General features: G+C 69.3%; 15 protein-coding genes and 1 pseudogene. 5 read left to right on the top strand and 11 right to left on the bottom strand.

Features of this window, described 5'->3' with window-relative positions; all coding sequences use genetic code 11:
* The first annotated feature begins 242 nt into the window (after positions 1-242).
* Positions 243-953, top strand: a complete 711-nt coding sequence (locus ABZ942_RS22235; RefSeq protein WP_357384858.1) for a hypothetical protein — start codon at positions 243-245, stop codon at positions 951-953.
* Positions 954-1,009: 56 nt separating this feature from the next.
* Here the strand turns inward: ABZ942_RS22235 and ABZ942_RS22240 are convergent, their stop codons facing one another.
* The 6 genes from ABZ942_RS22240 to ABZ942_RS22265 form a co-directional block, all read right to left on the bottom strand.
* The gene (locus tag ABZ942_RS22240; RefSeq protein ID WP_357384860.1) at positions 1,010-1,897 is read right to left on the bottom strand and encodes an NRDE family protein; all 888 of its coding nucleotides are present in this window, start codon (positions 1,895-1,897) and stop codon (positions 1,010-1,012) included.
* A 137-nt stretch (positions 1,898-2,034) separates the two neighbouring features.
* Entirely contained in the window at positions 2,035-3,360 is a 1,326-nt protein-coding gene (locus tag ABZ942_RS22245) for a S1 family peptidase (protein ID WP_357384862.1), read from the bottom strand.
* Positions 3,361-3,438: 78 nt separating this feature from the next.
* The gene (locus tag ABZ942_RS22250) at positions 3,439-4,797 is read right to left on the bottom strand and encodes a S1 family peptidase (protein WP_357384864.1); all 1,359 of its coding nucleotides are present in this window, start codon (positions 4,795-4,797) and stop codon (positions 3,439-3,441) included.
* A gap of 166 nt (positions 4,798-4,963) precedes the next feature.
* On the bottom strand, positions 4,964-6,067 hold the full coding sequence (locus ABZ942_RS22255; protein ID WP_357384865.1) for a hypothetical protein: 1,104 nt from the start codon (positions 6,065-6,067) through the stop codon (positions 4,964-4,966).
* Between the two features lie 46 nt (positions 6,068-6,113).
* Positions 6,114-8,729 (bottom strand): LuxR C-terminal-related transcriptional regulator, encoded by a 2,616-nt coding sequence (locus ABZ942_RS22260; protein ID WP_357384867.1) that lies wholly within the window; start codon positions 8,727-8,729, stop codon positions 6,114-6,116.
* Positions 8,722-10,443 carry an Hsp70 family protein gene (locus ABZ942_RS22265; protein ID WP_357384868.1) on the bottom strand — a complete coding sequence of 574 codons (1,722 nt, stop codon included), beginning with the start codon at positions 10,441-10,443 and terminating at the stop codon, positions 8,722-8,724. The genes ABZ942_RS22260 and ABZ942_RS22265 overlap by 8 nt, the downstream gene beginning before the upstream one ends.
* A 293-nt stretch (positions 10,444-10,736) precedes the next feature.
* Between ABZ942_RS22265 and ABZ942_RS22270 the strand changes: the two genes are divergently transcribed.
* From ABZ942_RS22270 to ABZ942_RS22280, 3 genes are read left to right on the top strand one after another with little or no spacing between them, the layout of a single operon-like run.
* Entirely contained in the window at positions 10,737-12,785 is a 2,049-nt protein-coding gene (locus tag ABZ942_RS22270; protein ID WP_357384870.1) for an IniB N-terminal domain-containing protein, read from the top strand.
* Between the two features lie 52 nt (positions 12,786-12,837).
* Positions 12,838-14,703 carry a dynamin family protein gene (locus tag ABZ942_RS22275; protein WP_357384872.1) on the top strand — a complete coding sequence of 622 codons (1,866 nt, stop codon included), beginning with the start codon at positions 12,838-12,840 and terminating at the stop codon, positions 14,701-14,703.
* Positions 14,700-16,244, top strand: coding sequence for a dynamin family protein (locus tag ABZ942_RS22280; protein WP_357384874.1), 1,545 nt, complete (start codon positions 14,700-14,702; stop codon positions 16,242-16,244). The genes ABZ942_RS22275 and ABZ942_RS22280 overlap by 4 nt, the downstream gene beginning before the upstream one ends.
* A gap of 27 nt (positions 16,245-16,271) precedes the next feature.
* Here ABZ942_RS22280 and ABZ942_RS22285 read toward each other — a convergent pair.
* The 4 genes and pseudogenes from ABZ942_RS22285 to ABZ942_RS22300 form a co-directional block, all read right to left on the bottom strand.
* Positions 16,272-16,430 (bottom strand): annotated as a pseudogene (locus tag ABZ942_RS22285) (XRE family transcriptional regulator); the annotation flags it as partial.
* A 20-nt stretch (positions 16,431-16,450) separates the two neighbouring features.
* Positions 16,451-17,611, bottom strand: a complete 1,161-nt coding sequence (locus tag ABZ942_RS22290; RefSeq protein WP_357384876.1) for a zinc-binding dehydrogenase — start codon at positions 17,609-17,611, stop codon at positions 16,451-16,453.
* 108 nt (positions 17,612-17,719) lie between these two features.
* The gene (locus ABZ942_RS22295) at positions 17,720-18,019 is read right to left on the bottom strand and encodes a hypothetical protein (protein WP_357384878.1); all 300 of its coding nucleotides are present in this window, start codon (positions 18,017-18,019) and stop codon (positions 17,720-17,722) included.
* 5 nt (positions 18,020-18,024) lie between these two features.
* Complete coding sequence (locus tag ABZ942_RS22300; RefSeq protein WP_357384880.1) at positions 18,025-19,737, bottom strand: MFS transporter; 1,713 nt, start codon at positions 19,735-19,737, stop codon at positions 18,025-18,027.
* A 108-nt stretch (positions 19,738-19,845) separates the two neighbouring features.
* Between ABZ942_RS22300 and ABZ942_RS22305 the strand changes: the two genes are divergently transcribed.
* Positions 19,846-20,340, top strand: a complete 495-nt coding sequence (locus tag ABZ942_RS22305; protein ID WP_357384882.1) for a MarR family transcriptional regulator — start codon at positions 19,846-19,848, stop codon at positions 20,338-20,340.
* 15 nt (positions 20,341-20,355) lie between these two features.
* Here ABZ942_RS22305 and ABZ942_RS22310 read toward each other — a convergent pair whose 3' ends face one another.
* Complete coding sequence (locus ABZ942_RS22310) at positions 20,356-21,957, bottom strand: FAD-binding oxidoreductase (protein ID WP_357384884.1); 1,602 nt, start codon at positions 21,955-21,957, stop codon at positions 20,356-20,358.
* Between the last annotated feature and the right edge of the window lie 308 nt (positions 21,958-22,265).

Here is a 22,265-nt window from a genome sequence, read left to right on the forward strand (position 1 = left end):
GGTGATCACCACCGTAAACGTCGAGGCATCCGGCCTAATCGGTAAGGACAGGCTTAGTCTGCAAGGCGCGGAATGCATCTCGCTTATGGCTCGCCGGTGGATTACGCTCACGACGTTCTGTCTGCTGTGCCTGTCTTCACACTGCTCGGGGAGGATCCGGGGCGACCGCCCGGGTTTGATGAAGAGCGCTCTCGCGTGCGGGGATCGGCGGGCAGGCGACCTGATGATGGATTGGAAACTGAATGAACCTCCGCAGAACCACCGCGGGTGCCGCGTTGGTCATCGGCGCGATGACCATCGGTCTCGGGACCGCGCATGCCGAGCCTGTCGCCGCACCGGCCGACCCCGGCATCAATTACTCCGTCAAACTGGTCGACAAGACGGTAGTCGCGTCGCTCAAGGGGGGCACCTTCTCGGTCACCGAGAAGGACGGAGCAACCGCCGCTGATCCGAAGATCTCCGTCGCCAACGTCCGGGACGGCCAGGGCAACACCCTCGTCTCGTTCCCGCTCGACGTGGACGTCGACGGCAAGCTCGTTCCGGTCAAGACCGAGGTGAAGAAGGACGGCGCCGTTCTCGAGGTGACCCCGCAGAAGCCTGCGGATCTGGTCGTCACGGACAAGCCGGTCATCGCCAAGCCGAGCGTCGCGCAGGACATCGCGTCGCCGATCGAGAACCAGCGCGCGCAGAACGAATTCGCGAGCAACTTCGGCATTGCGACCGCGATCGGTGGCTTCGTCGGCACGGCCATCGGTGCCACCATCGGTTGCATCCTGACCATCCCCGCGTTCTGCTTCCCCGGCCTGGTGGCCGGTGCGGGCATCGGCGGCATCCTCGGCACCATCGTGGTCGGCGGCCCGACCCTGATCGCCGCGGGTCTCGAGCTGCTCAACACCTTCCAGGCTGCGGACGGCACCACCAAGTGGGCCGACAAGCCGCTGCCGGCCAAGTAAGAACCGCTCTGACAACTGGCCCGTCTCTCTTCGGAGAGGCGGGCCAGTCGTCGTTTTCAGGCCGGAAGATCCAGGGTGCCGTTGAACGACACCGCACCTTTGCGCCGCCCGAACCGCCCGAAGGTCCGCTCCGCCATCTCGAACGAGCCGTCCTCGCGCACCAGCAGCACCGTGCTCGCCCGGGTGCCGTGCGCGGCGTCGGCGATGAACCGGGACGACACCCGCCGCTCCAGCAGACGCGGCACCCCGGTGTCGGGCAACTCCGAGTCGGCGGCCTTGGTGCGATCGGCCAGCACCGCGAAATAGCGGTCGACGGCACCGGGATCGGACTCGACCACCGACCGCAGTTCGATCACACCGCTGCGTACCTTGGGCCAGATGGGCTGTGGGGCGGTCAAATCCGTCTCTCCGGGGTTCAGCCCTGCCGAGCTGACGAATGTGCCGTTGGAGAGGCCGTGAAAGCCGGGAGTCAGCTCGCGCGGCGGCGTGTCGCTGCGGTTGGAATGCCACCACAGCGATTCCAGGTCGGACACCACCAGGTTGTAGCCGTTGTAGTCGTCCGGTGCGGTCGCGACGTCGAGCACGTATTTCTCCGGGCCGAGGAAATCCACGCCGGGATGCCGAGCCGAGGTGCCGCGCAGGAAGTCCATCAGCAGCGCACCACGGGAACGGGCGTCGGCGCGCTCGTTCTTCGGGTTGCGCACATTGGTCACCGTCGCGAATCGGTTGCGGCCCTTGTCCTCCCGCAGCAGCCCGAGCCAGGTGCCCGGCGGATCACCCTCGGCTTTGTGCACCGCTCCCTGATCTCGCCCGGCCAGTAGTCCGGACACCTCCGGCCACCAGCGCATGGAGTCGGTCGACCGGCCATAGAACTCGTCTCGGTTGGCCGCGACGATCAACCGATACTCCGGATGAGCCCGCCAGCCGATCAGTACCAAACACATACGGTCCAGAATGCCGGAACATTGCCGACCGCAGCACGCCTTGCGCGCTGGACGGGCCGCGCAAGGCCAGTGGAACCGTCGCCAGGACAGCGAAAAGGCCGACAGCACTACGCTGCCGGCCTTGTCGACTGGTGGAACTAGTTGGTGCGAATCTTCAGCCCCGGGTTGTCCGAGAGCACCACGCTCACCGGCTGCGCGAACAGCTGCGGTGCGTTGCCGGTCAGGGCGCCGATCAGGTTGGGGATCTCGCAGATCGGGTAGTCGGCCACCGACGACGCGCTGGAGATGCCGAGGGCGAGCCGGCCGGTCACGATCGGGCCGCCGCTGTCGCCGGGCAGCGCGCAGATGTTGGCCGAGAAGGCCTGGGTGAGCTCACGCTCGCCCACCTGGACGGTCTGGTCGACCGCGTTCACGACGCCACAGCTGAAGCCGGTCCGCGAACCGGACTTGCAGACCGGCGCGCCGACGACCGGAGTCGCGACACCCTCGATGCGCACCGACGCGGCGCCGGGCACCCGCACCTCGTTGTTGCTGAACCGATCCCGCGCCTGGTCGGCGATCCGGACGATCGAGTAGTCCTGCGCGCCGAGCACCGACTTCTCGAAGCGGCCGAGCTCGTTGCCGAGCCGGTCACCGTTGAGCTCATGCACCCGCGCGGCGTTGTCGTTGCCCGCGGACGGGATGTCCGGGTTGCAGTGGCCCGCCGTGACATTCACGATGTTGTTGTTGCGGTCGGTGCCGTTGAAGCCGAGCGAGCAGCGCAGCGAGAGGCGCCCGGCGACCGAGGCGTAGCCGTCGCCGCCGGCGAGCACGCCGTTCGCGGCGCCGGCGATCTCGGTGGCCTGCAGCGTGCCCTGCTCACCGGCCACCGGCGGCGCCATCACGATGACCCTGGCCGGGTCGATGAAGTTCGGCATCGGCAGGCCGGCCTTGTCGACGCGCACCGCGATGCTGTTGTTGACCGTGTCGATCACCACGCCACGCACGAGGGCCGACACCGCCTCGGGCTGACCGTCGAGCCAACGCTGGAACGCGGTCTTCTCACCGCGCAGCGCGGACTCGCTCTTGGCGACGTTGCGAACCTCGAAACCCGCTGACTCCGCGGCCTTTCGGGCGTCGTCGGCACCGGGGCCCTGCGCCAGCGCGACCACGGCCTTGCCGTTGTCGTCGAGCCACGAACCGGCGAAGACCGCCGGGAACTGCCGCTGCGCGGTGGTGGCGAACCCGGCGACCTGCTGGGCCACGTCGGCGCGGTGCAGGTACTCCTCCGGGGAGATCTTCAGATCGCGGGCGATGGCACTGACCAGTTCGGCGGGCAGACTCGGCGCCGGATCGGGTTGTGCCGTCGCTACTGCCGCCGTGGGCCCGAACAGCAGTATCGCCGCCGAGGCGGCGATAGCTGATTTTCGGACCCGGGTCTGTCGCGCAGCTGATCGGAGATGACCTATACGTGGCAGGAGCATGCCCAGACTATATGGGCTCCAGCGCGGTATGCCTACTTATAACGAGGACCGGTTTTTTCGCCCGGCGCTCAGCACGCCTTACCCGGCGTTGGGCCGGGTCCGCACCGTGATGCCACTGCCGACGCCGCCGCCGGACGACGCGTCGATATCGGCCAGGATCGGCCGGATCGGAATGCCGAGACTGGCCGTGCCGCCGTACTGCGCCAGCGCGATATTGGCCTCGTTGCAGTCCGGTGCCTCGGCCGCGTTGGAACCGCTGGTGATGCCGAGGGCGAGGGTGCCGGACACGATCGCGCCGCCGCTGTCGCCACCGAGGGTGCAGGCCGAGCTGGCGAAGCCGCGCACGGTCTTGCTCTCCCCCTCCGCGGTGTACAGCTGGGTCTCCACCCGATCGGCCACCACGAAGCCACACGTGAAGGTGGACGACTGCCCCGACTTGCACACCGGCGCGCCGGTGATCGGGTCGGCGGTGCCGGTGATGGCGATCGTGGTGCCGTTGGCGCCGCGCACCGTCGGCTGGTCCATGCCCGCACGCACCGCGCGGTCGTTCAGCTTGATCACCGAGTAGTCCAGCGCGCTCTGCCCGCCCAGCTTCGCCTGGACGAACGAGCCGAGCTCCGGGCTGTTCGGGATGTCCTTGACGTTGGGGAAGTAGACGGTGGCGTCTTGGTTGCCCTTGTCGACGTTCGGATCGCAGTGTCCCGCACTGATATTCAGCGCGTTGCCGGCCGCGTCGATGCTGTTGAAGCCGAACGAGCAGACATCGACGCCCTTGAGCGAGGCGTCGTGCAGCGAAACCGGGGCGCTGATGTAGGTGTCGCCGCCCATCGGCCGCCGTTCCACCCCGCCGCCGCTGCCGGGCGAGAGGATGACTTTGATGTTGGCGATCAGGGTCGGCAGGTTCAGCAGGTGGCCCGCCGGGGTGTTGGCGACGCTGAGCACCAGCTGACTGTTGAGGAAGTCGATGGCGACCGAGTTGATCGCGGTGGAGATTTCCTTGGGCAGACTGGTGATCCACTGATTCAGCTGCATCAGCGAGCCTTCCAGACCGTCCGCGGACACCGGGGCGAGCCGGGTCTGGTAGCCGTCGGCCGCGGCGATCTTGGCGGCGTCGAGCGAGGTGACCGCGACGACGGGCTTGCCGTCGGTGCCGATCCAGGCGCCGGCGAAGGCCTCCGGGCGTTCCGAGCGGAAATCGCGGGCATAGTCGCGCAGCTGCTGGGCGCGGGCCGCACGGTCCAGGTACTCCGTCGGAGTCATCTTCAGATCTCGGGCGATCGCCTGCACCAGTTCCGACGGCAGGTTCTCGGCATTCAGCTGTGCGGGTGTCGCCGGTGCCGCCGCGGCGATGGTTGTGCAGAGCAAGGGTGCGAGGAAAACGGTCGAAGCGAGGGCGACAGCTTTGACCGTGGCGCGGCGCGCCACCAACTTGCGCATGAAATCCCTTCGTTGGCACGCACGTGCCAGCTCAATCCGCGGCAACGGGCCTGGAATCCGTTGGCTCACAGTCGTCCTCCAGCAACAGACCGGGCGCCTGCAATTCATCCGACAACACCGGTCAGCGCATCACTTTAAGGCACAAACCGGGGAAGGTCTCTACTAATCACCGACTGCTCGGTATCTGCAGGCCAGGGATCGTCGGAATCTGCGGCAGCGGGTTGTACGGCGTCGTGGTGGTGGGCCGCGGGCGAGTGGACGGGCTCGGCGTCGTCGTCGGTGGCTCGGTGGTCGGCGGCGGCGGTGGAGGCGGCGTCGTCTCCGGCGGTGGGGGCGGCGCGGTGGTGGTGACCGGTGCCTCGGTGGTCGTCGGTGTCACCGGAACGGTCGGGAAGTTGATCGGCGGTGCGGGGGGCGGTGTCGGACTCACCGAGACCTGATCGGATTTGGCGTCGCGCATCGGCGGTACCGGCGTGGTGCCGTCGTCCCGGAACAGCACGGCCATCGCGAAGCCGCCGAGCACGAGTCCGATCAGCGCGGCGGCGCCGATCAGCAGTGGCAGCTGTTTGCGGTCTTTCGCCGGTTCGGTTTTGCGCGCGGGCTCTTGCGGCGCGGCGGTTTCCGCCGTCGCCACCACTTCGGCCATTGGGATGGCCGCCGAGTACGCCTGCGGCGTCGGATCCGATGCGGGCACGGCCGGGATGATGACGGTGTCCACCGTCGAGTTCTCGGCATGGGTCGGGTCCGGCGGCGTACTGCCCGCCGGCGTGGACAGCACCGCGGCCAGGGCCGCGCGGGCGGCGTCGTAGGCGTACGTGCTGCCCGGCGCGCCGACCTCGGCGCTCGGCAGGTCGGCCTCGCTGACCAGCAGCACCGACCGCAGACCCAGGTAGTCGAGTGCGTCGCGCAAAGCCTGGACGTATTCGCGCGGCCAGTCACCTGGGTGGGTCGCGTAGAACTCGGCCGGACCGTTGAGGTGGTCGGCGGTGAGGTTGATCAGGCAGAACAGCGCGGTCGCGACCAGGTCCTCGGCCCGATAGGCCTCGCCGTCGTCGACGGAGATGCCCGCCGGGTCGCCGACGGCTTGCGCGAAGCCGGTGATCGCATGGGCATTCTCGTCCGGCGGTGGCCCGCCGAGCGTGGCGTCACCGTCGTCGGACATGTACAGCAGCGACTCGCGGACGATGAACAACGGTTCTTCGCCGCCGTCGGTGACGATCGCCGCCGTGCACTCGTCCTCGGCGATGCGTAGGCCCACCCCTGTGGCCATCCTCAGTACCTCGCTTCGGCTTCCCGGCTGACGAACCCGCACTCTGTCACACCAGTAGGGAGCCGTGTCCCATGGCGCGGAGCATCGACAATAACTCCGATCGGGACCGAGCACCGATTCGGCGCCGAATACGGGCGACATGATGCTCCACCGTCTTGGCGGAAATGTACAGACGAGCACCGATCTCCCGGTACGTCAGCCCGAGCAGGACCAGCTCGGCGACTTCCCGCTCGCGCTCGCTGAGGATCGCGGTCGGCTCGCCGACCGCCGGATCCGGGGCGGGCTTGCTGCCCTGCTGCGGCGGCGTCGCGGCCGGCGGCAGGATCGGGTCCTGCGGTTTGGCGTCGGCGCGGACCGTTCGGGCCAGTTTGAGCAGCGCGGTCGCGGTCGCCGAATCGGCCGCGGCGAGGGCGGCCTCGCTGGCCAGCCGGGCCGCGTCCCAGGTCATGCCGATCTCGCTCAGTCCCGCGACGGCCGCCTCGACCGGCGCCGTCGATACCTCGCCGCGCAGCACGAGCACCCAGGTGCGGCCCGCGTCGGCGAGCACGGCGGCGTGCCGGTCGCCCGCTTCGGCCGCGGCCTTCAGCTGCCGGGCATGCGGGAGCAGTTCCTGCGGGCTCTCGTGCAGGATCGCGGCCTGCACGCCGTACCAGTGGAAGGCGTTCGCCCAGGCGGGCGGTTCGGCCAACCCGTGCAGCAGTGCTTGTGCGGAGTCGACCAGCGGTGCGATGCGGCCCTCGTCGCGCAATCGGATTCCGGCCAGCCACAATTCGCCGATCGGCAGCAGCGCGAGTAGGTCGGCCTCGACATCGTCGAACATCAGATAGGCCGCCTGCCAGGCCTTCGACAGCGCGGCGTGATCGCCGGTGCGCCTGGCCAGGCCGACCGCGACGCCGTGCGCGAGCAGGCGGTCGCGCACGTCGAGCGAATCGTGATCGAGCGCGGCAACCGTTGCGGCGGCGGCGCGTTCGTCGCCGCCGAGCATGGCCGACCAGGCCGCGAGCACCTGGAGCTGATGGCAGCGCAGGCCGCTTGCGGTGGCGCGGCGCAGTGCGTCGCCGGCGCGGCGCGGCTCGCCGGTGCCGAGGCAGAGCAGCGTCGCGATGGACACCGCGGTGCAGGGGAGGAACCGGTCGACGCCGGAATCGGCGTGCGCGGCTTGCACCAGGGCGGAGACTGCCGCGGGCGTGCCGTTCGTGGATAGCGTTGGTGCGGTGGGGATTCCGTGGTCGCCCTGGCGTCCGTCCAGCGTGCCGGCCAGTGCGGTGGCGATCAGCCGGGCATGGGCGGTGGCCTCGGTCGGCGGCCACTGCGTCGACGAGCCGGACATCTCCGCTGCGCCGGATACGTCGCCGGCCAGCGAGAGAACCGTGGCCCCGATGGCCCAGTCCGCGCCGACGCGTTGCGCGCCGAGCCACGAATACAGTTGGGCCGCACGGGCGACCAGGCCGCGCCGGGTCAGCGCCGCGGCGCAGATCCGCACCGCGTCGGCGAGTTCCGTGCTGGACACACCGGATCGGGCCAGCACCGGTTCGGCCAGCCGCATGGCTGTTTCGCCGTCGCCGTTGCGCCCGGCGGCCTCGGCCCAGCGCAGTGCGATGAGATCGGGGTCGGCACCGGTCGCCGCGGCCGCCGCGTAGTAGCGCACCGCCTCGCGGCCCGCCTTTTCCGCTGCGGCGGCGAGGAATTCGGCCAGGCGCGGGTCGCGGACGCCGGATTCGGCGAGCAGCAGCGCGGTGTGGTCGCGCAGCAGGCCGGCGTCCAGCCGCGCGCCGAGCAGCTTGCGCTGGACCGCGACGAACCGTCGGTCGCCGAGCAGCGTGCGCAACGGCCCGACGGCCGGGGTGAGCAGTAGGTCGGCATCGGTGACCAGGGCGCTGGCCCTGGCCCGATCGATGAGGTGCTGTGCGGCAACGGGTTCCACGCCGAGCACCTCGGTGAGCTCGCTGGCGTCCAGGCCGGCGCCGGTGGTGGCGACGACGAGGGTTTCCAGCAGATCCGGCGCGAGGTTGTCCAGCAGCGCGCGGGCCCAGGCGGCGATGGCCGCGTCGACCGCGCCGATGCCCGCGTCCAGCCGGGCCGAGCAGGCGGCGGTCAGCGCGGCGACCACGCCGCCGCGGATGCCGTCGGTTTGCCGGTGGATGTGCTGGGACACCTGGCGCGGCACCATCATGCCGAGCTCCCTGGCGAACGGGGCGATGTCGGCGACGCCGAGGGCGCGCAGTTCCACCACCCGGCCGCGCCGGGCGATCGTGTCGGCCAATGCGCGCAGGCGCAGGTCGTGCGGGCGCGGCTGGGCCGCGATCACGACCGTGCGCTGGCCGGATTCGATAGTGGTGCACAAATATTCGAGTTCGGACTGGCTGAGCGTGTGGGCGTTGTCGACGATCAGGGCCGGGCGCAGCTCGGTCGTCGGCGCCGGGTGGGTGCCGGATCCGTTGGGGGAGCTGACGTTATCGGTGGGTGGCGTATCGACCGCCGGGGTGTCCTGGAGGGGAATGCCGCGTGCGCGCAGCCGCAGGCGAATCTCGTTGAGCAGGGTCGATTTACCGGTCTGCGAGCGGCCGCGGATGAGGAAGACGACCGGCTGATGGTCGGCGGACTCCAGTTCCCGAAGGATCTCGCGCGCGGACGGCAGGGTGTCGAACGCGATGTCAGCCACCGTTTCCTCCGAGGATCTGGCCGGGGGCACGCAGCACGGTGCCGACGGTGTTGCCGACGGTATCGGCCGGGTCCTTCAGGACACCGGTCGGCAGGCTCGGTGCCTGCGGTGGGGTCGGCGGCGGAGGATAGTTACCCGGTGCCGGGCCGGGCCCGGGCGCGGGTGCGGGCGCCGGAGCTGGCTGCGGCTGCGGGGCCGGTTGTGGCGCACCGGGTTCCGCGGGCGGTGCGGCGGGCTGATCGGCGGCGGGCTGACTGTTCACCACGGCCACGGTCGTCGCGGCGGGGGAATCAGGTTGCCCCGCAGCTGGTTTCGGGCGACCTGCGGCGGAGGTGGTCGAGTCGGTCGCGGCGACCGGTTCGTTCGGAGCGGCCGGATCACCGGCCTGCGCCCCGTTGGTCGCGGCGATCTCCGCCGCGGACGAGTGGCCGGTCGAGGCCGGGTTCGGGCCGGGCTGGGCGCCGGTACCGATCGCGACGGTGCCGGTGGCGAGCAACCCGAGCACGACCGCGGCGCCCGCGACAATGGCGGCGCGCTGCCTGCCGCTGAACCGCGGTTTGCGCGGCGCGTCACCCGTCGGCAGCGGCGAGATCGCCACGGAGGGAAGCTCTTTGGTCTGCGGCGCGGCCGGGACGGGCGGTGCGACCGGCGCGGTGACCGTCGCCAGATCCGCGGCGAGCGCGGCGGCGCCGCGGGCACTGGTGTTGGCCGGGTCGGGGGCCGCGACCACGGGAAGGCCGAATTCGGTGGAGATCAGCTCGGCGACCAAAGGGATCGCGCCACCGCCGCCGGTGAGCAACACCTTGCTGATATCGCCGATGTCGAGCCCGGCCCGGTGCACCGCGTCGCGGATCAGGTCGATCGAGGTCAGCACGGGCGCGCGAAGCAGGTCCTCCAGTTCGCCGCGCACCAGCCGGACATTGCCGCTGTGCGTGTCCGCCGGATTCAGCCGCACCGGCACGACCGTGGCGGTATTTATCGACAGCTCTTCTTTCGCTGTTCTGCAGCGCTCGCGTAATGCCGACAATTCCCGCTCGACCACCGGGTCGTACGGGTCGAAATCATTTGCAAGCACAGCGTTTGCCAGCACGTAGCGCATGGTCAGCAGATCGAATTCCGCCCCGGCGACGTCCGTGGTACGCAGTGGGGTGCCGAGCAGGCCCGCGTGATCGCCGGTGCGCACCACCGAGACGGTCAGGCCGGCGGCGCCGAGGTCGTACACGACCACCGCACCGTCGCCGAGCGGGCCGTGCGCCGATTCGAGCCAGCGGACCGCGGCGGTCGGTTCGGGCACCAGGGTCACCCCGCGCAGGCCCTCCCGATCGAGGGCGGCGCGCTGGATGTCGACGGTGTGCCCCGGCCACCACGCGGGGTGGCAGGCGACCGTCGAACCGTACTCGCGGGCTTGCGTGCTGATCTCGTCCATCAGGCAGGCGACGGCGGCGGCGACGAGGTCGGCGGCGGAATGCGCGGTGCCGTCCTCGGCGAGCATGTCCACCGGATCGCCGACCCTGGCGAGAAAGCCGTCGACCAGCACGTCGCTGGAATGCCGACCGGCGGCGTGCGCGGCGGTGCCGAGGGCGGGCGGCGTGTCGGCCGCTAGGCGGAGCACGCTGGGATGGGTGACTACGCGGTCGCCGCCATCCTCCGCTGCCGCCACCGCGACCGAATTCGACGCCCCGACAGTGATGCCGAGCGCCAGACGCTGTGTCATTCGTGAACCCCGTTCGAAAACTCTGTGGTCCGGTGTCGCTGCTGTCTAGTCCGAGTGCGGAAGGCGGTACGAGCACGCCGACGCACTCGTTGTTTCGGTTGCTGGCCGTCAGCCGTTACCGCCTCCAGGGAACTTCCGGGGAAATTCCCCTAATGCCACGGATGCCCCTAAGGGCGGGATCAGGTGAGTTGTGGGGGTCGGCCCCGTTACGCGTAACGAGCGGCGCCCCTAGCGTGAAATGCATTCCAACGATGCGGATCGCGGAGGTCCGCCGGCTCTCAGGAGATTTTCTGATGACACCCAACGCGATTCTCGAGTTCATCCTCAACCTGCTGCGCGACCACGAGGCGGCGGTCGGCTACTGCGCCAACCCGACGCAAGCGCTGGTGGCGGCGGGTTTGCCCGCCGTCACGCCGGAGGACATCGCCGCCGTCGCCCCGATGGTCGCCGAGTCGGCGCTGGTCACGGGCGGCTCTCAGCTGTCGGCGATCGTCGCCGCCGGGGCACAGACCGGTGCCGCCGCTGTGCTCGGTGCCGCGGGCACTGTCGGTACCGCCGCGGCGGCCGATGCCGGGTTGAACCTCGGCGCTGATCTGGGCATCGATCTGGGCGGCCAGGTCGGCACGGGTCTCGACCTCAACGCGGGGTTGAACACCGCGATCGGCACCGGGCTGCAGGTCGGCGCGGATCTCGGTGCGGGGCTTTCCTCGGGTCTGGGCACTGTCGCTGATATCGGTGCGAATCTGTCTGCCGCGGTCGGTGGGGCGCTCGGTGTGGCGGGGCAGGCGGTGACCGGTATCGGTGCCGATGTGCAGGGTGCCGTGGATGCCGGGCTGCACCTGGGGACGGGGCTCGAAACGAGTATCGGTGGTGCTCTCGGCGCGGTCGGACAGGCCGCGACCGGAATCTCCACCGGTCTCGACGCGGCTGTCGGCGCGGGCACCCAGGTCGGGGCTGATCTCTCCACAGGGCTGCAGGGTGCGCTGCACGCGGTGACCGGTGTGACGACCGGACTCGATGCGGCTGTCGGTGCGGGTGCTGATCTCGGTGCCGGTCTGAATGCGGGTCTGCACGGCGCGGTGGATGCCGGGAGTCAGTTGGCCGGCGGCTTGTCCACGGGGTTGGGTGTCGACGCTGCGGCGAATCTTGGCACGGGCTTGTCTGCCGGTTTGGGCGGCGCGCTCGACGCGACCGGGCAAGCCGCGGCAGGGTTGTCGACAGGGCTCGGTGGTGTCGCGCAAGGTGCGGCTGATCTGAATGCCGATCTCGCGACCGGGCTTGGTGGTGGATTGTCCACAACCGTTGGGGGCGTGGCTAATTCGACGGCGCAGGCGACGGCCGGGCTGGCGACCGGACTCGGTGCGGCGGTTGGCGCGGGTACCGATATCGGCGCTGGTTTGGATGGTGCAGTGAATACGGGCGTGCAGGTCGGTTCGGGTCTGGAGACCGGGCTGTCGGGCACTGCGGGCGCGGCTCTCGGTGCAGGAACGCAGGTGGGGGCCGATCTCGGTACCGGGTTCGCGACGAGTGTGGATAGCTCGATCAACGCCGGGGCCCATGCGGGCTCGGGCTTGGAGACCGGGCTGTCGACTGGACTTGGCGGTGCCTTCGATGCCGGCGCTCAGGCCGGTGGCGCGGTTGATGCGGGCACGCACGCGGTAACCGGATTGGCGACGGGCTTGTCCACCGGAATCGGGGCTGCGGCGGATGCCGGTGCTGGCCTGGGTGGTGGGCTTTCCACCGGACTCGACGGTGCGGCCGGTGTCGGTGCGCACGTCGGGTCGGGTCTCGAGACCGGTCTCGGCGGTGGCCTCGATGCGGGCGCCCATGCGGCGACCGGCCTCGAGACCGGGCTGTCGACGGGAATCGGTTCGGCTGCGGGTCTCGGTGGCGATCTGTCCACGGGTATCGGCGGTGCGGTGGATACCGGTGCGGGACTGGGCGGTTCGCTCGGCAGCATTACCCACGGAGCTGTGGATACAGGCGTGGGCATTGGTGGTTCGCTCGGTGGCGTTACTCATGGTGCTGTGGATACGGGTGCGGGGCTTGGTGGTTCGCTCGATGGCACAACCCATGGTGCTGTGGATACCGGTGCGGGACTCGGTGGTTCGGTTGGCAGCACAACGCATGGTGCAGTGGATACCGGTGCCGGGTTGAGCGGTGACGTCGGGTCGACCGCGAATGCGTGGTCGTCACTTGATGTTTCCAGTGCCTTCGGGTCGGGGCTGGACAGTACCGCCGGTGTGCACGGCGATACCGGACTGTTCGGCGACACGCATGCGGGCGCGGATCTGGCCGGCAGTGCCGGTGCGGATCTCGCCGGCGACGCGATGCTGCACTGATCGCCCCGCCGCCCTGACAACGCTCGTTCCACTGGAAGAGGTCGATACCGCGATGGGGACGCCCGCACCGAACGCCACGCCACCGGCGGTACCGCTGCTGTCGGTACTCGGCGAAACCATCGCGGCGGCACGCGCCGCGGGTCGCAACGATCTGGTCGGCCGCCTAGAGGTGGCGGCGGATCGGGTGCGCGATCCGCGGCGGCGCATTGTCATTGCGGGACAACTGGATCAAGGCAAGAGCCGGTTCGTCAACGCGCTGCTGAATCTCGAGATCTGCCCGGTGGGTGACGATGTGACCACCACGATCACCACCTTGCTCGCGTACGGCCCCGAGCCGAAGGCGGAGCTGGTGCTCACCGGTCCCGGCGGCGACTCCGGCGGCCCGGAGACCCGAGTTCTCGTGCCGATCAACGAGATCGGCACGATCACCGCCCGTTCCCCGATGGCGCAGGGACGGCGGATCCTGCGCTTGGAGATCCAGGTGCCCAACGCCTTGCTGGCCGACGGCATCGTGCTGGTCGACACCCCGGGCGTCGGTGGGCACGGAAGTTCTTACGCGGCAGGCGTGTTGAGTATGGTGCCCGCCGCCGACGCGGTACTGGTGCTCTCGGACGCATCCACCGAGCTCACTGAGCCGGAACTCGCGTTCCTGCGTCAGGTGCGCGAACTGTGCCCTACCGTCGCGCTGCTGGTTACCAAGACCGACCTGTACCCGCATTGGCGCCAGGTGCGCGAGGCGGATCAGCGGCACCTCGACAAGGCGGGCCTGGATGTGCCGATGATCGCGGTGTCCTCGTTGCTGCGCAGCCACGCGTTGCGCCTGCAGGACCAGCAGCTCGGCCTGGAATCGGGCTTCGGTGTGCTCTACCAATTCCTGCGTGACCAGGTGGTGGCGCGCGATCAGCTCGCCACTCGCGCTGCGGTGGCCCGCGACATCCGTTCCGCCGCAGAACATTTGGCGCTCGCCCTGGGCAGTGAGCTGGTCGCGGTGCGCGACCCGGAACGTGGCGCGGCGGCGGTCCGCGAACTGCGGGCCGCGCGGACCTCGGCCGAAGAACTGCATCGCCGCACCGCCGCGTGGCAGACCACCCTCGCCGACGGAATCACCGACCTGGCGGGCGATGTAGACCACGATCTGCGCGAACGGTTGCGCGGCATCGCCAGAACCACCGAGGAGTGGATCGACGACCACGACCCGGGTCGGCACTGGGACAGCATCGCCGAATACCTCACCGGCACCATCGATACCGCGGTCGGTGACAACCTGCTGTGGACCCATTCCCGCGCACTGCAACTCGCGCAGCGGGTGGCCGAGCATTTCACCGAGGTCGGCACCGCCGATCTGCCGGACGTCCGGTCCGATGCGGCCGTCGAGGGCAGGCACGTCGGCGCGGGCACCCTCGCCGACCTGGAGCCCGACATCGGCTTCGGCAGCAAACTGCTCGTCGGCATGCGCGGCTCCTACGGCGGCGTGCTGATGGTCGGGCTGGCCAGCACGTTCGCTGGGCTCGCGCTGCTCAACCCGATCTCACTCGGCGCCGGACTCGTGGTGGGCGGCAAGGCTTTCCGCGACGACAAGCAGGCCAGGCTGGCCAAGCGGCGCAACGAGGCGAAGGTCGCCGTCCGCCGGTTCGTCGACGACGTGGCGTTCCAGACGGGCAAGGAATCCAAGGACCGGCTGCACCGCATCCACCGGGCGCTGCGCGACCACTACGCCGGTGTGGCCGAACGGAGCCTACGGTCGATCGACGATTCGCTGCGGGCCGCGCAGGAGGCGGCGACCATGGCCAACGCCCGCCGGGCCGAACGCGGCTCGGTGCTCGAGCGGCAGCTGCATGTGGTCGCCGAGCTCGGTCGCTACGCCGACGCCATGCAGGCCGCGCTGCCGAGCGCGACCGCCGGTACGGTGGCCTCGTGAGGAGAGAGGTCGGCGCGGCGCCGGGGATCGTGGCCGAGGCGCATCGGCTGGTCGGGGCGGCGCGCGCGGCGCTGGCGAGCGAGCCGCGGCCGCGCGCCCTGCTCGCCGACTGTGCCGGTCGCTTGGACCAACCGTTGCGCATCGCGCTGGCCGGCTCATTGAAGGCCGGTAAGTCCACGCTGCTCAATTCCCTTGTCGGGCAGGATATCGCGCCGACCGACGCGACCGAATGCACCAGGGTCGTCACCTGGTACCGCTACGGCTCCACCCCGAGCGTGACGGCGCACGCGGGCGACGGCGCCCGCGCGAACGTGGTGGTGCGGCGCGGTGGCGGTACGCACGGGCTGACCTTCGACCTGGACCGCTTGAACTGGAACGCGCCCGTAGCGCGCGAAGTCGATCACCTCGAGGTCGAATGGCCCGCCGCCGCGCTGGCCCACACGACGATCATCGATACGCCGGGCACCTCGTCGCTGTCGCGGGAGGTATCGCGGCGCACGGCCCGATTGCTCACGCCAGGTATCGATATGGAGCAGCCTGAGCAGGGCGTCGCGATTCCGGGCGCCGATGCAGTCGTGTATCTGCTGCGCAGGCTCGACGCCACCGACGTCCGGTTTCTCGAGCGGGTTGGCGCCGGAACCGGAGCAGCGCAGGGTGTTTCGGGTCCGCTCGGCGTCGTCGGCGTGGTCTCCAGGGCCGACGAGATCGGCGCGGGCCGGATCGACGCCTTGCATTCGGCGCGCGACGTCGCGACCCGTTTCGCCGGCGAATTGGAACGAACGGGTCTGTGCCAGGCCGTGATTCCGGTCGCCGGACTGCTCGCGTTCGCCGCCGCCACGCTGCGCCAACAGGAGTACGCGGCGTTCGAGGCACTGGCCGGTGTCCCGGTCGACGAGCTGAGCACGGCACTGCTCTCCGCGGATCGGTTCGCCCGGCCCGATGTCGCCCTACCAGTGGCCCCGGAACTCAGAGCCCAGCTCGCGGAACGATTCGGCCTGTTCGGCATTCGAATGGCCGTCACGCTGATCCGACTCGGCGTACGCGATTCCGCCACGCTGGCAGCGGAATTGACCAACCGCAGCGGCGTGGACGAACTCCGCTCGGTCCTCGACGTCCAATTCGGCCAGCGCGCCGACCAACTCAAGGCCCATTCCGCCCTGACCGCCCTCGCCCGCGTCCTCACCGCCTACCCCGGCAGCGAGGCCGACGCCCTGCTGCCTCGCGTCCGCACCCTGCTCGCCGACGTCCACGGCTTCGCCGAACTCCGCCTCCTCGGCCGCCTCCGCACCGACGAATTAACCCTGCCCCCATCAGATCTGGCCGAACTCCACCGTCTCATCGGCGGCTCCGGCGTCGCCCCCCACCTCCGCCTCGGCCTCCCGGTCAACGCCGCCCCCTCGGTCCAACGAGACCAGGCCGTAGCCGCAGTCCGCAAATGGCGCTCCCGAGCCCGCCACCCCCTGGCCGACCAATTCACCACCACCGCCTGCCTGACCGCCGCCCGCAGCGCCGAAGGCACCCTCACCCAACTGCCCGAGTAGGTCGGGTTATGAACTAATCCTGCGAAGTCAGGCGGCTGGGCTGACCGACATCTCCACGTGCATTCCCGCCGCGGTGATCATGTTGACGAGGGCATCCAGGCTGAACAGATGAACCTTGCCGCGCGTGAGGTCGGACACGCGAGGCTGCGTCACCCCCAGTCGTTCGGCAGCCGCAATCTGCGTCCACCCCTATGCGAACGAGAGCGTCATGGAGTGACTGCGGGGCTGGCGGGGTCGATGAGGATTTTGGCGTGGTGGTCGGGGTTGGCGAGGGTGGTGAAGGCGGCTTCGATGCCGTTGAGGCCGACGGTGCCGGTGATCAAGGGGGTGGGGTTCACCTTGCCTTCGGCGAGCATGTGGAGGGTGTCGCGGAATTCGCCGGGGTCGTAGCCGAGCACGAAGCGGAGTTCGATTTCCTTGTTGATGGCCATGGCGGGGTTGATGCGGTCGGGTTCCATGCAGACGCCGACAACTACCACTCGGGACAGTGGGGGCGCCGCGGTGAGGATTTGGTCGAGAATGCCTGGGACGCCGACGCATTCGAAGATGACGGGGCCGGACGGGCCCGCGTTCAGGGTGTTCGCAAGACGGAAGATGTACCACCAGGGCAGGTTCGGGACGCGGCGCAGGCGGTCCATGGTGTCGAAGCCGAGGTTGAGGATGTCGGTGACGCCGTTGATGCGGCCGTGTTTCGGGGCGGCGGTCCAGGGGGAGTCGGTGGCGGGGTCGACGACGATGTCCGCGCCGCACGCGGTCGCGAGTTCGCGGCGGCGCGGGGAGAAGTCGCTGGCCACCACGGTGCGTACGCCCGCGGCCTTCAGCATGCTGATCACCGCGAGGCCGATGGGCCCGCAGCCGATCACAAAAGCGTGCTGCCCCTTGCCTACTCGCCCTTTGCGCACCGCGTGCCAAGCCACGGCCATGGGTTCGGTGAGCGCGGCGTGTTCGGCGGACAACCCGTTCGGCACCGGCATGGTCATCGATTCCTGGACCACCACCTGCTCGGCATACGCGCCGGGCGCTTCGACCGAAAGCCCGGTGAGCTGCGGCTTCGAACCGTGCCGCACGATCGGCAGCGCCACCACCGGCGTGCCCGTCGCCCACCGCTTGCGGCATCCCGGCCCGTAATCGACGACCTCGCCGCTGAACTCGTGGCCGAGCACCACGCTCTGATCCGACCGCATGAACGAGTCGTAGCCGGTGGCCGCGCCCAGCTCGGCCATCTCGTCGGCGTGGGTTCGCGCATGCAGATCGGAACCGCAGATGCCGCAGCGCGATACGTCGATCAGCAGCTGTCCGCGCCCCGGTATCGGCGTCGGCAGGTCGATGACCTCGAACTTCGAGTTGGTGACGATGGCGGCCCGCATGGTGAACTCCTCGAATCGGCAGCGTCATCCACGCTACTGCGCATCGCCTGGCAAGACAGCAACCAACCGCACTCTTCTCGATTTCAGAAGGAGTGCGGCTGGTTGGCGTCACCGCTTGGCGCGCAGGACGGGGAAGACCTCCTCCTGGAGGTAGGTTTCGAGGTCGCGCCCCTTGCGGTTGGCCTCGATCACCGAGACGCCGTGCTGCTCGGCCTTCTTTATCAGGAGGTCGCGTGAATCGCTTTCCACGCCGCCGCCGATCAGCAGGTAATCGACCGGTTCGGCGTCGAGCGCCGCGAGGGCGTCGTCGTCGGCGATCGCGCCGTGTGCGCTGAAGCCCTGCGCCCGGAGCTGGGCGATGCCCGACTCCACCACGCTCGGCCCGCGGCCGATGACCAAGATATCCATTGTTCTCAAACTCCTATCGGTGTCAGATCCGCTGTCGCGGAATCGGTTTCGTGCGGTTCGAGCTTGGCGTCCTTCGGCAGTGCGAAGAATCCGAGGCACACCAGCAGCAGCATGCCGATGCCGTACCAGAGCGTGTAATCGAAGGTATCGGCGAAGTTCGCCGCGTTCGCGTCGGCCCCTGCCTCGGCCACTATCCGGCCGACCTCGTCGTTGCCGCTGGGCGCGAGGCAGCTGTCCGGCAGCACGGTCGGATCGATCTCGGCGGATCGATCCCGCACGCAGGCACGGAAATTGGCGAGGATCTCGTCCTGCGCGGGCAGCGGCAAGCCGGCCACCGCGAGCTCGGCGCGGATCTGCGGTGTCACCGCGTCCACGCCGCGGCCCGAATCATGGTCGAGCTGAGTAAAGAACACGACACCGACCAGGGCCACGCCGAGCGCGGTACCGAGCTGCTGTCCGGTATTGAGCAGCCCGGACGCCGCGCCCGCTTCTCGGGCAGGCACCTGGCCGAGCAGCAGATCGATGGTCGGCGCGACCACCATGCCGAACCCGGCCCCGATCACGAGCAGCGGGAAAACCATTTGCCACGAGGCGATCTCGGCACCGTAGTGCGCGGCAAGCCAGCCGTAGCAGCCGAACCCGATCGCGTTCACCACGCCACCAGCGATCAGCACCCGCCTGCCGAACCTGGGCGCCAGCACGCCGACCGAAACACCCGCGCCCACACCGGCTCCCACGGCGAAGAACACCGCCGTCAGCCCGGCCCGCATCGGCGACCAGCCGAGCCCCGACTGCATGAACAGCGTCCACACCAGGAAGAACCCGCCGAGCCCGATCCAGAACAACAGCCAGCTGCCGAGCCCGATCGCGAACGGCCTGGACCGGAACAGGTCGAGATCGATCAGCGGCGATCCGCCGGTTCGCGCCCGCCTGCGTTCGTAGCCGACGAACAACACGAAGGTCAGCATCGCCGCGCCGATCATGACGAAAGTCCAAGCGGGCCAACCGAGTCGGCGTCCCTCGGTGATCGGATAGACCAGCAGCAGCACGGCACCGACGGCCAGCACCATGCCGACCACATCCAGCCGCGGCGGCGCGGGCGAGCGCGAATCCTTCAGCACGGCCGCGGCGGCGAACAGCGCGGCGACGCCCACCGGGATATTGACCAGGAAGATCGGCCGCCAGGCCAGCTCGAATAGATCCCATTGCACGAGCAGCCCGCCGAGCGAGAGCCCGACCGCCGACGCGGACCCGCCGACCGCGCTGTACAGCGCAATCGCTTTGGCGCGTTCGTTCTCCGGGAAGGTGACCCGGATGATGGCCAGGATCTGCGGCACCATCAAACCGGCCATCGCGCCCTGTACGAAGCGCGATGCGATGAGCATCGTCGGGTCGGTGCTGAGCCCGCAGGCCGCGGATGCGAGGGTGAATCCGGCCATGCCGACCAGGAAGACGCGTTTGCGTCCGTAGATGTCGCCGAGCCGGCCGGCGGTGATCAACACCGCGGCGAACGCGAGCACGTAGGCCGCGACGATCCATTCGATCTGTGAGTACTGGGCTTTCAGGTCGGACTGGATGCTCGGGACGGCGACATTGACGATCGTGACGTCGAGCAGATCCATGAAGCCCGCCGCGAGCACCACCGCGAAGGCGATCCAGCGGCGCGGGTCGAGGTTGGGCGGGGTTTCGGTATCGGCGGTGGGGAGGTCGTGGTCCACGGCGGCTCTCTTCGTTCGATGGGCGTGGCGACTCCTAAACTATGCACAGGAAGTGATTATCACGCAATAGGGCAATCATTATGAGTGCATTGACGGTATGCTGGGTGCGTGACCGAAGCCGATCCGAGGTTCCCGCCGCTGGCCGACCAGCCCGGCTTCCTGCTCGGCCAGATCGGCTCCTACACCGGTGGCCGCTTCGGCGAGCTGCTCGCCCCGCTCGGCATCAGTCCCCGGCACTTCGGCATGCTGCGGATGCTGCGCGAACACGATGGTCAAACACAGCAGCAGCTCTGCGAGACGCTTGGCATCCATCGCAACGTGATGGTCGGGCTCGTCGACGAGTTGGCGAAACGGCAGCTCGTCGAACGACGCAGGCACCCGACGGACCGCCGGGCCCACGCCGTCTATCTGCTGCCCGCTGCGCGCGACGTACTGGTTCGCGCGCAAGAGGCGGTGAACGTCCTCGAAGGCGAACTGTTCGCCGACATTGATGCCGGGGAACGGGCGACGCTGCTGCGCCTGCTGCAACGGATGGCCGCGAGCAACGGCCTACGACCGGGTATTCACCCGGGTCTCACCCACGAGCGAATGCGCCCCTGCTGATCCCGGTTCGGTAATTCAGAGCAGCACACCGGGATTCAGGATGCCCGCCGGATCGAGGGCGGCCTTGGCCGCGCGCAGCGCGAGCGCGAACGGTTCCGGCCGTTGCTTGTCATACCAAGGCCGGTGATCTCGGCCCACCGCGTGGTGATGTGTGATCGTCCCGCCTGCGGTCGAGAGTGCCTCGGACACGGCGGCTTTGATCTCATCCCACTGCGCGACAGTGCTGCCCCAGCGGCCCGTAGCGTAGATGCCGAAGTACGGGGCGGGCCCGTCCGGATAGACGTGGGTGAACCGGCAGGTGACCACGCCGGTCGCTCCTACCGCGCGGATCGCCTCGTTCGCCGCAGTGGTCACCGCGACTTTCAGCGCCTCGAATTCGTCCCAGGTGCAAGCGGTTTCGAAGGTCTCGGTGATCATCGACCGCGCGGCAAGGGCATCGCGCTGATAGGGCATGCGCAGGAACGACGAACGCCAGGTATCGGCCGTACCGCCGCTGTGTGTATTCGTGTCCGAATCCGAGTAGCGCACGGGTTCCGGCAACGTGCCGCCGTGCTCGACGGCGATCTCGACGGCACGCTCCATCCAGGGCTGCGTCGGGTGATCCGCGGATTCGAAGCCGAGCACCAGCACCCCGCCCGCGGTCGCCGCACCGGCATTGAGGAAGGCCTCGGCCGGATCCAGCAGTCGGCAGTTGGTCGGATACAGGCCCGACTGCGCGATGGCGCGGGTCGCGGCGACCGCGCGGCCGTAGTCATCGAAGTGTACGGAAGCCGTTGCGCGCCAACGCGGCCGGTCCTGCAGACGCACCCACGCCTCGGTGATCACGCCGAGCGTCCCCTCGGAGCCGAGGAACATCCGATCCGGCGCGGGCCCGGCACCGGAACCGGGCAACCGGCGAGATTCGCTGATGCCCGCGGGCGTCACCACCCGCATCGACTCCACCAGATCATCGATGTGGGTGTACAGCGTCGCGAAGTGCCCACCCGCCCGGGTGGCCAGCCAGCCGCCGAGCGTGGAGAACTCGAACGATTGCGGAAAATGCCGCAGGGTCAGCTTCGCCTCGCGCAGTTGGTCTTCCAGTGCCGGCCCGAACACACCGGCCTGAATCCGGGCGGCGCGGCTGGTGGGATCGATCTCGAGCACGCGATCGAGCGCGCCCAGATCCAGGCTCACCGCACCGGCGAAATCGCCGTCCAGTCGCGGCTCCACCCCGCCGACCACGGAAGTCCCACCGCCGAAAGGGATTACCGCGATATTCGCCCGGCTCGCCCAGTCGAGCACGTCGACGATATCGGCCTCGGTACGCGGCCGGATAACGAGATCGGGCGGAGTTCGCACGTCGCCCAACAGATTTCGCACCACATCACGGAACGCCTGTCCGTGCGCGTGCGCCGCCCGATCGGCTGGATCCACGGAAACCAACTCGGCGAGCGCGTCCGGCGCAGCGACCCGCGGCTCGGGCAGCGCGAGCGATTCGATCGTCGGCGGCTCGTGCGCGGTCAGATCCGCGCCGGGCAGGATCGCCGCGACCCGCGCAGTCAGCGCCGCCCGCTCCGCGCCGTCGACCGCGTCCTCGACGTTGCCCCAACCCCACCATGACCGCGTCTTCGTCGGCACCGTGACTCCTCTCGCCCACTGCGGGAGCTATTGCACCACGGGTAGCTCGGGCGGGTCCGCGCGACGAGAATCATGAACAGACGAAATTGGGGTCGGCGTTCGGGAATGATCCTCGTCGGTCGGCCGTTGAGCTATTCGACAGTGTTGAGTGTGTCGGACTCAAGTTTGAGTTGACTCCCGGTGACTATGGGGGGCAAGATTGAGCCGACCACGCTCAGCGTTGCTGGGACCGTGCTCCGTCAGGTGCTTTGGGGCGAGGTCTCGCGGACAGGGTGACCTGGCCGTAGGGCGACACCTGCCCAGCACCG

Origin of the sequence: Nocardia sp. NPDC046473, from assembly GCF_040645995.1 — a bacterium.
Taxonomy (GTDB): Bacteria; Actinomycetota; Actinomycetes; order Mycobacteriales; family Mycobacteriaceae; genus Nocardia.